The sequence below is a fragment of the Micromonospora sp. NPDC050980 genome (assembly GCF_040653835.1).
Taxonomy (GTDB): Bacteria; Actinomycetota; Actinomycetes; order Mycobacteriales; family Micromonosporaceae; genus Micromonospora.
Genome location: NZ_JBFAGS010000001.1, coordinates 713,392 through 726,976 on the forward strand (window position 1 = coordinate 713,392; position 13,585 = coordinate 726,976).

Sequence of the window (13,585 nt, forward strand, 5' to 3'; positions counted from 1 at the left end):
TTCGGCGCGAAGAAAACAAATCACCTCAGCAGGTACGGGAGCGCCAGCGCCGGCCGTCGTCGGTCGGCTTCCAGTCGGCCGAGTCGCGGCTGTCGGCGGTGAGCCCGAGGGCGCTGGCCCCGACGAGCAGGAGCAGGAAGAGCAGGAGCAGCAGGACGGTCATGGCGGCGCTCACTTTCACGTGGTTGATGCTGTTTTCGCCGCCGGTGCGCACCGGACACCACCAAGTCTGCGGCCCGCCGTCCGCTCCGGACAGTGGCAGAAATGCCATAGAGCATCGATTTACTGCCATCGACCGGGTTACCCTCGTCACATGCTCCGTACCGTCGCCGTGCTCGCCCTCGACGACGTCGCCGCGTTCGAACTCGGCGTCCTCGCCGAGGTCTTCGGCACCGACCGCACCGCCGACGGCTTCCCCGGCTACCGGTTCGACGTCTGCACCGCCGACGGCGGCCCGGTGCGTAGCCGGTCCGGTTTCCTGCTCACCCCGACCGCCGACCTCACCCCGGTCGACGACGCCGATCTGGTCGCGGTGCCGGCGCACCCGGGCGACACACCCGTGCCCGGGCCCGTGCTGGCCGCGCTGCGCCGCGCCGCCGACCGGGGCGCCTGGCTGCTCAGCGTCTGCTCCGGCGCATTCGTGCTGGGCCGGGCCGGGCTGCTCGACGGGCGGGACTGCACCACCCACTGGCGGCACGTCGACGAGCTCCAAGCGCAGTTCCCGACGGCTCGGGTCCGGTGCAACTCGCTCTACGTGCCGGACGGCCGGCTGCTCACCAGCGCCGGCACCGCCGCCGGGATCGACGCCTGCCTGCACCTGGTCCGCCAGGAGCACGGCTCGGCGGTGGCCACCCGGCTGGCCCGGCGGATGGTGGTCCCGCCGCACCGCGACGGCGGCCAGGCGCAATACGTGGAGGCGCCCATCCCGAGAGCACCGGAGGCGGCCACCCTCGAACCGGTGCTGGAGTGGCTGATGGGCCACCTGCACCGCGGCGTGAGCGTGGACGAGATGGCCGCCCGCGCCGGCATGGCTCCGCGCACCTTCGCCCGCCGGTTCCGCGCCGAGACCGGCACCACCCCGCACGACTGGCTGACCAACCAGCGGGTGCTGCTGGCCCGCCGGTTGCTGGAGGACACCCGGCTCAGCGTGGAGCGCGTCGCCGACCGGGCCGGCTTCGGGGACGCGGCGGCGCTGCGGCACCACTTCACCCGCCGGGTCGGCACCACGCCGCAGTCCTACCGGACCACCTTCCGGGAGCGCGTCGACGCCTGACCGGCACCCGGGAAAGCCGTTAAGCGGGGCCCCCGCCGATACCGGAGGCGTTAAGCGGGGCCCCCGCCTTGCACCAGACGGCCCGAGTGGCGGCGTACCGGCAGGCCGCCGGGCAGGTGCGTCGGGCCCTGCCCGCGCCAGTCGGTGACCAGGGCGTCGAGCGCGGCCACGTGCCGGTGGGACAGGTCGGCCGGCGCGGCGCCCAACTCCCGCGCCCAGGCGTGCAACACCCGGGTGCGCACCGCCGCCGGCAACGCGGAGAGACCGTCCACCGAGAGCCCGCCGCCGGCGGTCCGGACGTCGGCGAGCGCGGCGGCGGCCAGCGCGTCCAGCGCGGCCACGTCGGCCGCGAGCAGGCGGGCGGTCCGGGCCAGGTTCGCCACCACGCCCGGCCCGAGCGCGTCGACAAGCGCCGGCAACGCCGCGGCCCGGACCCGGGACCGGGCGTACGCCGGGTCGGTGTTGTGCGGATCGGCCCACGTCACCAGCCCGAGCGCGGCACAGGCGGCCCGGGTGTCGCAGCGCGCCACGTCGAGCAGCGGGCGCAGCAGCGGCACGCCGTCCCACTCCCGCCGCACCGGCATCCCGGACAACCCTCGTGGGCCGGCGCCCCGGGCCAGCGCGAGCAGCACGGTTTCCGCCTGGTCGTCCCGGGTGTGCCCGAGCAGCACCCCGGCCGCGGCGTGCCGCCGGGCCGCCGCGACCAGCGCCTCGTAACGGGCCGTCCGGGCCGCCGCCTCCGGGCCGCCGGGGCCGGTCACCCGCACCGCGACCACCTCGACCGGGTCGAGACCGGCGGTACGGGCCCAGCCGGCGACCGCGTCGGCCCGATCGGCCGAACCCGGTTGCAGTCCGTGGTCGACGGTCACCAGCCCGGCCGGACGGCCGAGCCGCGGCGCCACGAACGCGGTGGCCGCGGCCAGGGCCAGCGAGTCGGGACCGCCGGAGCAGGCCACCAGCACGGGTCCGGCCCCGGGCAGCCCGGTCAGCAGCCGGCGCACGGCGAGGCGCACGGCGGCGACCGCCGGCGCGACCGGCGACCGCTCCGGCGGCGCGGCCGGTTCAGCCGGCGGTCGGGGTGGCACCGGCCGGCCCGTGCACCCGGGACACCCACGCCTCCGGGTCGCCCAGCTCGTCGAGCCGGGGCAGGGTGAGCGGGGACGAGAAGATCTTGTTGAAGCCGGCCATGCCGACCCGCTCCACCACGCCGTGCACGAACTTGCGCCCCTCGGCGTACTGGCGCATCTTGACCTCGACGCCGAGCAGCCGGCGGATCGCCTTCTCCAGCGGGTTGCCGGACTCCCGGCGGCGGTTGAACGCCGCCCGGATCGACTCGACGCTGGGGATCACCGTCGGGCCGACGCCGTCCATCACGAACTCGGCGTGCCCCTCCAGCAGCGTCATCAGCGCGGTCAGCCGGTCCAGCACGGCGCGCTGCGCCGGGGTCTGCACGATGTCGAGCACGCTGGCCCGGCTCTCCGGGTCCTTCACCGCGTCGGAGAGCGTGGCCACCCCGCGGCGCAGGCGCTCCAGCAGGTGCTCGCCGCCCTGCGAGGCGTCCACGAACGCCTGCACCTCACCGAGGAAGTAGGCGCGCATCCACGGCACGGCGGTGAACTGGGTCCGGTGGGTCACCTCGTGCAGGCACACCCACAGCCGGAAGTCACGCGGGTCGGCGCCGAGCTTCCGCTCGACCTCGACGATGTTCGGAGCGACAAGCAGCAGTTGGCCGGGGTCGCCGGCGAAGACCTCGTACTGGCCGAGCACCCGGCCGGACAGGTAGGCCAGCACGGTGCCGGCCTGCACGCCGGTCAGCCGGGAGCCGATCGCCTCGGTGAACGCGCCCGGCCGCTTGTCGCCGGAGAGTCGCTCGACCAGCGGGGTGACCACCTCACGCAGCCCGGCGATGTTGGCCGCCGCCCAGTCCCGGCGGTCGACCACGCGCACCGGCGGGTGGGCCACCTGGGCCCGCAGGCCGGTGTGGTCGGCCACGTGACCGGCGGCCTCCTCGGTCAGTCGGCGCAGATCACCGACGACGTCGGTGGCCTCGGTGTACGACACCCGAGGGCCCGACTTGCTCAGCGCCCCCGCGGTGGCGGCGGCCAGATCCCAGTCCACGAACTGCGCCATGAACCCACCGTACCCGCGCCGGGACACCCCCACCCGGGCTCGCGGCGGCCGATCGACGGCGGTCGGTCAGCGGCAGCCGCAGCCGGCCAGCGCGGACGTGATCCGGTCGAGCGCCTGCCGGGTCTCGTCGAGCGAACCCTGCGTCCGGTCGGTGAGCACGGCGAACGTGAGCAGCCGGCCGTCGGCGGTGGTCACCGTCCCGGCGATGGCGTTCACCCCGCTCAGCGTGCCGGTCTTGGCGCGCACCACGCCGGCGCCGGTCCGGGTGGCCGCCACCCGGTAGCGCTCGTCCAGCGTGCCGGACCAACCGCCGACCGGCAGGCCGCCGAAGATCGCGGCCAGCTCGGGGTGGCTCCCGTTGCCGGCGAGCGTGATCAGGTCGGTGAGCAGCGAGGGGCTGATCCGGTTGGTGCGGGACAGCCCGCTGCCGTCGGCCAGGCTGATCTCGCCGGCCGGCAGCCCCAGTTCGCCGAGCACCTCGTCGGTGGCCGCCGCACCCCCGACGAACGACGCGGGCTTGCCCTTGGCCAGCGCCACCTGGCGGGCCATCGCCTCGGCGATCACGTTGTCACTGTCGCTGATCATGATGTCGACCAGCCGGATCACCGGCAACGACTCGACCTGGCCCAACTCGGCCCCGCCCGCCGGTGCGGTCCCCCGCGTCACCTGGGCGGCGCCGCCGCCGAGCCCGAGCAACTTCGCGAACTGCCGGCCGGCGGTCAGGTCCGGCTCCGGGACCCGGTCCGCGGCGTGGTTGGTCTCCTCGGCGGTACGCCGGGCCCGCACCGGGTCCTGCCGGGCGCCGTCGGTCATCAGCGCGGTGATGGCCGCGCCGAAGCCGCCGGTGGGGATGTCCGCGTCCCACCCCGGCTCGAAGACCGGGCCGCGGAACAGCGAGGAGTCCACGATCACCTTCGTCGGGGCGGTGCCGCCGAGCGCGGCGCGCACCTGGGCGGCGAGGTCGTCCAGCCGGGCCGCGCCCGGGTAGAAGGCGTTCTTGCGGTCCACCGCGAGGGTGGGGTCGCCGCCGCCGACCAGGACCACCTCGCCCGGGTTCGCGCCGGCCACCGCCCGGGTCGGGATCCGGTGGGCCGGGCCACGCGCGGAGAGCACCGCGACACCGGTGGCCAGCTTGGTCACCGAGGCGGGCACGGTGGGCGTGTCCGGTCCGCTGCCATAGAGCGCCTGGCCGGTGGCCACGTCCGCCACCGACACGTGCACCCGGTCGCCGAGCGCGGCGGCGCGTACCAGCGGATTCAGGGTGGCGCGGAGGCCGGCCCCGGTGGGCAGCGGCGCGTTCGCGTCCGGGCCGGCGAGCACGGCCGGCGGGTCGGGCTCGGGCGGCACGGCGGCCGGGCCGGACGGGGTGCCCGTGCCGCCCAGCCAGCCGGCGACCGGGCCGGGGCGGAGCACGGCCAGCCCGGCCACGGCGAGGACCAGCACCAGCACCCCGCAGATCGCCACGACCAGCCGGCCCCGGCGGCGCGGCGCGGCGGGTGGCGGGGAGAGCGGTGGCGGGACCGCCCCGGCCGGCGGGACCGGCGGGCTCACCGGGATCGGGGCCGGCCAGTGGCCCGGGTTCGCCCGGCCGTCCGGGCGGCCGACGGGGGCCGACCCGGTGGCGGGGGCCCCACGGTGGGTCAGGTTGGCGCCGGGGACGGACACCCGGCCGGTGACGCCGCCGGGGCCGGAACCGGATCCGGCGGACCGCCGCGCGTCAACCCCCTCGGGGCGGTAGTGTGAGTCTTCCCTCCCCACGGCCCCCTCCTCCTCCGCTCGAAATCACCTTGGGTGACACTACTTCGGTCCGAACACTATGCGGCGGCCGGAGCCGGCGGGGGCGTTCCTCGGCGTGCGGGCGGCTAACCGCTGGTTTCCGTTGGCCAGCGTGGGCAGACGAGGGAGCGTGGAAGATGGATTTCGACGTCACGGTTGAGATCCCGAAGGGTCACCGCAACAAGTACGAGGTGGACCACGCGACCGGCCGGATCCGGCTGGACCGCACCCTCTTCACCTCCACCCAGTACCCGGCCGACTACGGCTTCATCGAGGGCACCCTGGGCGAGGACGGCGACCCGCTGGACGCGCTGGTGCTGGTGCCCGAACCGACCTTCCCGGGCTGCCTGATCCGCTGCCGCACCATCGGCATGTTCCGGATGACCGACGAGAAGGGCGGCGACGACAAGGTCCTCTGCGTGCCCTACGAGGACCCGCGCCAGGAGCACCTGCGCGACATCCACCACCTGGGCGAGTTCGACCGGCTGGAGATCCAGCACTTCTTCGAGGTCTACAAGGACCTGGAACCGGGCAAGTCGGTCGAGGGCGCGACCTGGGTCGGCCGGGTCGAGGCGGAGGCGGAGATCGTCGCCTCCTACCGGCGCGCCAAGGAGGCCGCGGAGCGCGGCGAGACGCTGCACTGACGGCGAGACTTCCGGGCCCGGGTCGCACACGCGGCCCGGGCCCTGCCGCGTTCAGGCGAGCAGGCCGCGGGCCCGGTCGTAGAGGTCGAGCACCGCGCAGGCCACCGGGACCACCGCGACCACCAACGCGGTGTCGGTCAGGTCGGCCAGCCGGCCGAGGTACGGCGAGACCGGGCGGCGGGCGTACGTGGCGCCGGCGGTGACCGCCACCAGGGCCAGCGCCGCCCCGCCCAGGGTCAGCGCGAGCCGGCCGCCCGGTCCGGCCCGTTCCGCGAGCACCGCGCCGAGCAGGGCGAAACCGCCCAGCCCGGCGGCGACCGCCGGCACCCGGTGCCGAACCGCCACGAACAGCCGGGAGCGCAGCAGCAGCACCGCGCAGCCGACGGCCACCAGCAGCCGCCCGGCCGTGCCGCCGGTGGCGACGAGCACCGCGGCGGCGCCCACGGCCAGCACCGCGTGCCCGAGCAGCATCCCGGTCAACGCCTCCTCGGCGCGGGCCACCGCAGCGTGCACCCGACCCCGGTCGGGCAGGTCGCGGGTGCCGGCCGGGGTGGGCAGGGTGAGCGGCGGCAGCGGCAGCCGGCCCACCCGGATGGCCAGCAGCGGCAGCCCGCCGAGCGCGAAGACCAGCACCCCGAGCAACACGGCCGCCGCGCCGGCCGGGCCGAGCGGCAACGCGCCGAGCGCGGTCGCCGCGCCGGCCACGCCGACCGTCACGCCGGCCACCGGAACCCGGGACCGGTGCGCCACGCCGAGCAGGCCGAGCACCGCCGCCAGCAGCAGCGCCACCGAGCCGACGAGCAGTTCGGGGGCGCCCACCCAGCGCAGGCCGGGAATCGGGCCGACCGGGTCACCCGAACCGACCGCGAGCGCGCCGGCGGTCGCCGCCCAGGGCAGCGCGTATCCGCCGAGGGTGACGCCGACCGGGCCGTCGGCGTAGGCGCGTGAGGCCGCGGTGGCGGCGAGCACCAGCGTCAGGGCGACCGCCGCGGCGACCGGCCAACCACCGCCCCCGGGCCCGCCCGACAGCACCGCGGCCAGCCCGACGGCCAGCGGCACGCCGGCGCCGGCCAGCGCGGCGGCCCGGGTCGACCCGGCCGACCAGGCGGCGCCTCGTCGACGGGCCCCGTCGACGATCGCCTCGACCACGTCGTCGTACTCCAGCTCGGGCCACTCGGCGCGGGCCGGCACGAGATGCAGCACCTCACCGTCGCGGACCCCCTGCGGCAGCAGCGCCTGGGCGGTGGCCAGCACCGCGCCGTCGGTGCGTCGCAGCACCCACCCGCCGTGTCGTTCGCCGTCGTCGGCCAGCCCCTCCCCGGCGTGCCGGAGCACCTCCGGCAGCAGCTCGGCCAGGGGAACCTGCTCCGGCAGGGCCACGTCGACGCGGCGGCGGGGCGCGCTGATCGTGACCCGGGCGAGCCCGCTTGTCATCGACGTATCTCCATCATGTGGCCGGATCGGTGGCTGACGGACGAGAGGACTTTACCTACCATGAGCCAGGCTCGGGTTACCGAGAGCCATGGGAGGCTCCGTGTCCACTGTCGTCATCAAGCGGCCACCGCGCCGCCCGGCCCCGGAGATCCCGGTCGGCGAGCTGCCCGTCGAGGCGCCGCCGGAGATCCCCGCCACGGCCGGCGGGCGCTGGCAGCAGGCGCTGCTGGTGCTGCCGATGCTCGGCGGCACGGTGGCCATGGCGATGATGTTCGGCCGGGGCGGCGGGGCCTACTCGTACGCGGTGGGCGGCATGTTCGGGCTCTCGTCGCTGGCGATGCTGGTGACCACCTGGGGCAACGCCGGCCCGAAGAAGTCCGAGCTGATGGCCGCCCGCCGGGAATACCTGCGCCACCTGGCCGCACTGCGCCGCCGGGTCCGGGAGACCGCCGGCGCCCAGCGGGCCGGCCTCGCCTACCGCCACCCGGAGCCCGGGCGGCTCTGGTCCACCGTCGACAGCCACCGGGTGTGGGAACGCCGCCCCGGCGACCCGGACTTCGCCGTGGTCCGCGTCGGCGTCGGCCCGCAGACCCTGGCCACCCCGCTGGTCCCGCCGTTCACCCGGCCGCTGGAGGAGTTGGAGCCGATGACCGCGGGGGCGCTGCGGCGCTTCCTGGACGCGTACTCGGTGGTGCCGGACCTGCCGGTGGCGCTGTCGCTGCGCAGCTTCGCCCGGGTGTTCGTGCGCGGCCCGGCCGGGGCGGTGCGCGGGTCCGGCTCGCCGCAGGCGCAGGCGCTGGCCCGGGCGGTGCTCACCCAGCTCGCCGTCTTCCACGCCCCGGACGAGCTGCTGATCGCGGTCTGCGCCGGGCCGGAGCGCCGGGAGGGGTGGGAGTGGGTGAAGTGGCTGCCGCACGCCCACCATCCGGCCCGCACCGACGCGCTCGGCCCGGTGCGCCTGGTCGCCAGCTCCGCCGCCGACCTGGAACGGCTCCTCGGCGACGTGCTCGGCAGCCGGTCCCGGTTCAGCCCGCACGGCCCGGCGACCGACGGGCCGCACGTGGTGGTGGTGCTCGACGGGGGCGATCTGACCGGGGCGGCCGACCTAGCCGGTGACGGCGGCATCGACGCGGTCACCGTGCTCGACCTGGACACCCCGCCGCCCCGGCTGCTCGACCGCTACGCCCTGCTGCTCGACCTGGTCGACGGCCGGCTGCACTCGCACTCGGCGGAGGGGCCCGCCGAGGTGGGCGTCGCCGACGCGCTGGCACCGGCCGACGCGGAGGCGGTGGCCCGGCGGCTCGCGCCGCTGCGGCTGGCCGGCACCGCGCGCGGGCCGGACGCGCCGCCCGGCGCCGAGCCGGGCCTGCCGGAGCTGCTCGGCCTCGGCGACCCGGAAAGCTTCACCGCCGAGCAGGGCTGGACGCCCCGCGCCGCCCGGGACCGGCTGCGGGTGCCGATCGGGGTGGGCGCCGACGGCGGGGCGATCGAGCTCGACCTGAAGGAGTCGGCGCTGGACGGCATGGGCCCGCACGGGCTGCTGATCGGCGCCACCGGCTCGGGCAAGTCGGAACTGCTCCGCACGCTGGTGCTCGGGCTGGCCGCCACGCACAGCTCGGAGCAGCTCAACTTCGTGCTCGTCGACTTCAAGGGCGGCGCCACCTTCGCGCCGTTCGAGCGGCTGCCGCACACCGCCGCCGTGATCACCAACCTGGCCGACGCGCTGCCCCTGGTCGACCGGATGGTCGACGCCATCAACGGCGAGCTGATGCGCCGGCAGGAGCTGCTGCGCCGGGCCGGCAACTTCGCGAGCCTCCGCGACTACGAGCGGGCCCGGGCGGCCGGCAGCCCGCTCGCCCCGCTGCCGTCGCTGCTGCTGATCTGCGACGAGTTCTCCGAGCTGCTCTCCGCCAAGCCCGACTTCATCGACCTGTTCGTGCAGATCGGCCGGCTGGGCCGGTCGCTCGGGGTGCACCTGCTGCTGGCCAGCCAGCGGTTGGAGGAGGGACGGCTGCGCGGGCTGGACACCCACCTGTCGTACCGGATCGGGTTGCGCACGTTCTCCGCGCTGGAGTCCCGGACGGTGCTCGGCGTGCCGGACGCGCACGAGCTGCCCCGCAGCCCGGGGCACGGCTACCTGCGCTCCGGCACCGACCCGCTGGTCCGCTTCAAGGCCGCGTACGTCTCCGGTGCGGTCCGTCGCCGCCCCGGCCCGGCGGGCGCGGCCGGCGGGGGCGCGGCACGGGTGTTCGCGTTCTCGACCCACCTCGCGCCGGCGCCCCGACCGGCCGCGCCGGCCGTGCCCGGAGACGAGGAGGAGAACGGCGGGACGCTGCTCGATCTCATGGTCGACCGGCTGGCCGGGCAGGGCCCGCCGGCACACCGGGTGTGGCTGCCCCCGTTGGACGCCTCCCCCACGCTCGACGAGCTGCTCGGCCCGCTCGGCGCCGACCCGCTACGCGGGCTCACCGTGGCCAACCCCGAGCTGCACGGCGCGTTGCAGGTGCCGGTGGCCGTGGTGGACAAGCCGTTCGAGCAGCGGCGGGACCTGTTGTGGCTGGCCCTGGACGGCGCGGCCGGGCACGTCGCGGTGGTCGGCACCACCCGCAGCGGCCGGTCCGGCCTGCTGCGCACGCTGATCTGCGCGCTGGCGCTCACCCACACCCCGGCCGAGGTGCAGGTCTACTGCCTCGACTTCGGCGGCGGGACGCTCGGCGCGCTGCGCGACCTGCCGCACGTCGGCGGCGTCACCGGGCGGACCGACGGCACCGCGGTCCGCCGTACCGTCGGTGAGGTCGCCGGCCTGCTCGCCGAGCGGGAGCGGCGATTCGCCGAGTTTGGGGTGGAGTCGATGGCGGCCTGGCGCCGGCGACGGGCCGCGACCGGCGTGGGCGCGGCGGCCGGGGCCGACCGGTTCGGGGACGTGTTCCTGGTCGTCGACGGCTGGAACACGCTGCGCGGCGAGTACGAGGACCTGGAGCCACTGGTCACCGAGTTGGCGACCCGGGGGCTGGCGTACGGGGTGCACGTGGTGGCGAGCGCGCTGCGCTGGTCGGACTTCCGGCCGGCGATCCGCGACCTGTTCGGCTCCCGGCTGGAGCTGCGCCTCGGTGACCCGTCCGACTCGGTGGTGGCCAAGCGCGCGCTGGCGGCGACCGTGCCGGAGGAGCGGCCGGGGCGCGGGATCACCGCGGGCGGGCTGCACTTCCTCACCGCGCAGTCCCGGACGGCCGGCCCGGAGGGCGAGACCGGCGACCTGGTCAAGGCGGTGGCCGGCGGGTGGACCGGTCCGGTGGCGCCCCGGGTGCGGCTGCTCCCGCCGGTGCTGCCGTACGCCGAGCTGGACCAGAGCGCGACCGGCGGGCTGGCGTTCCCGGTGGGGGTGGCCGAGGCGGACCTGTCCCCGGTGGTGCTGGACTTCGCCACCGAGCCGAACTTCGTGGTCTTCGGCGACGCCGAGTGCGGCAAGTCGTCGTTCCTGCGCGCGTTGGCCACCTCGATCGTCGGCCGGTTCACGCCGGAACAGGCCCGGATCATCCTGGTCGACTACCGGCGCAGCCTGATGGGCGCGATCGAGACGCCGCACCTGATCGGCTACGGCACGGCCGCGCCGCACACCGCCGAGCTGATCGAGTCGGCGGCCGGCTACCTGCACGGGCGGCAGCCCGGCCCCCAGGTGACCCCGGCCGAGTTGCGCGCCCGGTCGTGGTGGACCGGGCCGGAGCTGTTCGTGCTGGTCGACGACTACGACCTGGTGGCCGGCGGACCGACGAACCCGTTGCGCGCGCTGGAGGAGCACCTGCCGCACGCCCGGGACGTCGGTCTGCACCTGGTGCTGGCGCGGCGCTCCGGCGGCGCCGGCCGGGCCGCGTACGAGCCGATCATCCAGCGGTTGCGGGAGTTGTCCACGGCCGGTCTGGTGATGTCGGGCGGCCCGGAGGAGGGGCCGCTCGTCGGTCAGGTGAAGGCCGGGCCGCTGCCCCCGGGCCGGGCCCGCCTGGTCACCCGTCGCGAGGGCGTGCGTCTGGTGCAGTTGGCTCATCTCCCGCCCGGGTGAGCGGGTCCGCGGAGTTGCCCCGTGACGGCCGGGACAACCGGTAATCTCCGAGCAGCATGTGTCGGAAGCGACGGAATGGCTGGGGAATGTGACCAGGGATCGGCAGGGACTTCCCGACGTGCCGCCCCGGCGTCTGGCCGGGCGGGCAGTGCTCGCCGCCGCGGCGGCGCTGGCCGTCACGGCCGGTCCGCCGGCGTCACCGGCGCACGCCGCGCCCTCCGCTCCCGTCGCCGTCCGGGCGCCGTCCTGGTCTCCCGCGGACCGGGTGCTCCGCACCGATCAGGTCCGGGACGAGCAGTGGCAGTTGGCGGAGTTGCGGGCGAAGACCGCCTGGCGGACGTCCACCGGGCGCGGCGTGGTGGTCGCGGTGATCGACTCGGGGGTGGATGGTTCGCACCCCGACCTGGCCGGCCAGGTGCTGCCCGGCCTCGACCTGGTCGCACCGGCCGGCACGGACGATCCGGACCCGGTCGGGCACGGCACCACGGTGGCCGGGCTGATCGCCGGGCGGGCCGACGACGACCGGGGCGTGGTGGGGCTGGCGCCGGATGCCAAGATCCTGCCGATCCGGGTGCTGGACGCCGAGAACCGGTACGACGACGCCCTGGTGATCGCGAAGGCGGTTCGCTGGGCGGTCGACAGGGGCGCCCGGGTGATCAACCTGTCGCTCGGCGGCAGCGGTGACAGCCCGGCCCTGGCGGCGGCGCTCGACTACGCCTTCGCCCGGGACGTGGTGGTGGTCGCCTGCACCGGCAACCTGGCCACCTCGACCACCACGAAGGTCTGGTACCCGGCCCGGGAGCCGGGCGTGCTCGCGGTCACCGGCCTGGACCGCGACAGCGAGAACCTCTGGTCCGGTTCGATCACCGGTCACGAGACGGTGCTCAGCGCCCCAGCCACCGCCCTCTACGGCGCGCGGTCGCGGGGCGGCTACTGGCGGGTGCAGGGGACGAGCTTCGCCGCGCCGCTGGTCGCCGCCACGGCCGCCCTGGTCCGGGCCGGATATCCGAAGATGACCGCCGGTGACGTGGTCAACCGGCTGATCAGCACCGCCCGTGATCTCGGCGCGACCGGCCGGGACGACCGGTTCGGCTACGGCATGGTCGACCCGGTGGCCGCGCTCACCGCCGACGTGCCGGCGGTGGGGCAGAACCCGCTGGACGACAACGCCTCCCCCGGCGTGGTGGGTTTCGGACCCGCGCCGGGCGAGGGGCCGGACACCCGGGCCGCGGCGGCGGGGCAGGGCGGTGACCCGTTCGCCGGCCCGGGGAAGACCGGATGGTCGGCCCGCGCGGCGGGGCAGGCCGAGGTGTCCGCGCCGGAGCGGCTCTGGACCGGCCTGGCCGTGTTCGTCGCCCTGCTCACCGGCGCCGCCCTGATGGTGCGCCGATTCCGGCGGGCCCGTCGCTGACCGGTCTGGCCGGGTCCCGCCCGGGGTAGTGAACGGCGCATGAACACGATCGGCCCCACGTCCACCCGCGACCGGTCCTGGCGGAGCCGCCGCCTGGACCCCGACCACTCGCTGGGTCTACGGCTCACCCTGGCCGCCGCCGCGGCGATCCTGGTGCTGGTGCCGTTCGCCCTGCTCGGGCTGCTGGTGCTGGGGGCGTGGCCGCCGTTGCTCCGGCTGGACGCGGCGGTCGCCGACGGGTTCCACGGCTACGCGCTGGCGCATCCGGCCTGGGTGCGGGTGATGACCGTGTGGACGCACGTGTTCGGGCCGGGCCCGCTGCGGGTGGCCGCCTCGGTGGTGGTGGTCTGGCTGCTGCGGCGCCGGGCTCCGCGGCTGGCCGCCTGGGTGGTCACCACGATGGTGGTCGGCGGGCTGCTCGGCGCGTTGCTCAAGCTGCTGGTCGGCCGGCACCGCCCGGACCTGTTGGAGCCGGTGGCCCGGGCCGCCGGCTACTCGTTCCCGTCCGGGCACGCGCTGAACGCGGCACTGGCCGCCGGGGTGCTGCTGCTGGTCTTCCTGCCGTTCGCCCGGCACCGCCCGGCCGGGCGGGCCGCGTTGTGGCTCGCGGCGACGCTGCTCACCGTGGTGACCGGGCTCAGCCGGATCGCGCTGGGCGTGCACTGGACCAGCGACGTGCTGGGCGGCTGGGTGCTGGGGGTGGCGGTGGTCGCGGCCACCGCGGCCGGTTTCGCCACCTGGCGGACCGGGATGGGTCACCGCTCGGTGCGCCCGTTGCGGGAGGGGGTCGAGCCGGAGCTGGCCGATCCGGGTCCGCCGGGCCGGCGGGCGTAGCGCCGGGCACGCCGGGGTAAAGGGCC

General features: G+C 76.3%; 10 protein-coding genes. 5 read left to right on the top strand and 5 right to left on the bottom strand.

The features are described 5' to 3' along the window. Nucleotides 1-25 precede the first annotated feature (25 nt). A complete protein-coding gene (locus tag AB0H28_RS03505) occupies nt 26-181 on the bottom strand; it encodes a hypothetical protein (RefSeq protein ID WP_358033894.1) in 156 nt (51 codons plus the stop codon). Between the two features lie 132 nt (nt 182-313). Between AB0H28_RS03505 and AB0H28_RS03510 the strand changes: the two genes are divergently transcribed. Then, nucleotides 314-1,273, top strand: a complete 960-nt coding sequence (locus AB0H28_RS03510; RefSeq protein WP_358033535.1) for a helix-turn-helix domain-containing protein — start codon at nt 314-316, stop codon at nt 1,271-1,273. Nucleotides 1,274-1,323: 50 nt separating this feature from the next. On the opposite strand, the gene tilS is transcribed toward AB0H28_RS03510, so the two are convergent. The 3 genes from tilS to dacB all read right to left on the bottom strand — a co-directional run bounded on the left by tilS (nt 1,324) and on the right by dacB (nt 4,873). Further along, a complete protein-coding gene (gene tilS, locus AB0H28_RS03515; protein ID WP_358033538.1) occupies nt 1,324-2,358 on the bottom strand; it encodes a tRNA lysidine(34) synthetase TilS in 1,035 nt (344 codons plus the stop codon). Further along, nucleotides 2,336-3,403 carry a zinc-dependent metalloprotease gene (locus tag AB0H28_RS03520; protein WP_358033540.1) on the bottom strand — a complete coding sequence of 356 codons (1,068 nt, stop codon included), beginning with the start codon at nt 3,401-3,403 and terminating at the stop codon, nt 2,336-2,338. The genes tilS and AB0H28_RS03520 overlap by 23 nt, the downstream gene beginning before the upstream one ends. A 66-nt stretch (nt 3,404-3,469) precedes the next feature. Then, nucleotides 3,470-4,873, bottom strand: a complete 1,404-nt coding sequence (gene dacB, locus AB0H28_RS03525; protein WP_358033863.1) for a D-alanyl-D-alanine carboxypeptidase/D-alanyl-D-alanine-endopeptidase — start codon at nt 4,871-4,873, stop codon at nt 3,470-3,472. 443 nt (nt 4,874-5,316) lie between these two features. On the opposite strand from dacB, the gene AB0H28_RS03530 reads away from it, so the two are divergent. Beyond that, entirely contained in the window at nt 5,317-5,823 is a 507-nt protein-coding gene (locus AB0H28_RS03530; RefSeq protein ID WP_089157601.1) for an inorganic diphosphatase, read from the top strand. A gap of 51 nt (nt 5,824-5,874) precedes the next feature. Here the strand turns inward: AB0H28_RS03530 and eccD are convergent, their stop codons facing one another. Beyond that, nucleotides 5,875-7,257, bottom strand: coding sequence for a type VII secretion integral membrane protein EccD (gene eccD, locus AB0H28_RS03535; protein WP_358033543.1), 1,383 nt, complete (start codon nt 7,255-7,257; stop codon nt 5,875-5,877). A gap of 100 nt (nt 7,258-7,357) precedes the next feature. Between eccD and eccCa the strand changes: the two genes are divergently transcribed. The 3 genes from eccCa (at nt 7,358) to AB0H28_RS03550 (ending at nt 13,559) form a co-directional block, all read left to right on the top strand. Beyond that, nucleotides 7,358-11,314: a type VII secretion protein EccCa gene (gene eccCa, locus AB0H28_RS03540; protein ID WP_358033545.1), complete on the top strand. Its 3,957-nt coding sequence runs from the start codon at nt 7,358-7,360 to the stop codon at nt 11,312-11,314. Between the two features lie 118 nt (nt 11,315-11,432). Then, entirely contained in the window at nt 11,433-12,725 is a 1,293-nt protein-coding gene (mycP, locus tag AB0H28_RS03545) for a type VII secretion-associated serine protease mycosin (RefSeq protein ID WP_358033548.1), read from the top strand. A 39-nt stretch (nt 12,726-12,764) separates the two neighbouring features. Next, a complete protein-coding gene (locus AB0H28_RS03550) occupies nt 12,765-13,559 on the top strand; it encodes a phosphatase PAP2 family protein (protein ID WP_358033551.1) in 795 nt (264 codons plus the stop codon). The last annotated feature ends 26 nt before the right edge of the window (nt 13,560-13,585 follow it).

Bases quoted from the DNA above. Each gene is read 5' to 3' on its own strand.
- AB0H28_RS03510 (WP_358033535.1), top strand. From the start codon at position 314: ATGCTCCGTACCGTCGCCGTGCTCGCCCTCGACGACGTCGCCGCGTTC.
- AB0H28_RS03520 (WP_358033540.1), bottom strand. From the start codon at position 3,403: ATGGCGCAGTTCGTGGACTGGGATCTGGCCGCCGCCACCGCGGGGGCG.
- AB0H28_RS03530 (WP_089157601.1), top strand. From the start codon at position 5,317: ATGGATTTCGACGTCACGGTTGAGATCCCGAAGGGTCACCGCAACAAG.
- eccD (WP_358033543.1), bottom strand. From the start codon at position 7,257: ATGACAAGCGGGCTCGCCCGGGTCACGATCAGCGCGCCCCGCCGCCGC.
- AB0H28_RS03550 (WP_358033551.1), top strand. From the start codon at position 12,765: ATGAACACGATCGGCCCCACGTCCACCCGCGACCGGTCCTGGCGGAGC.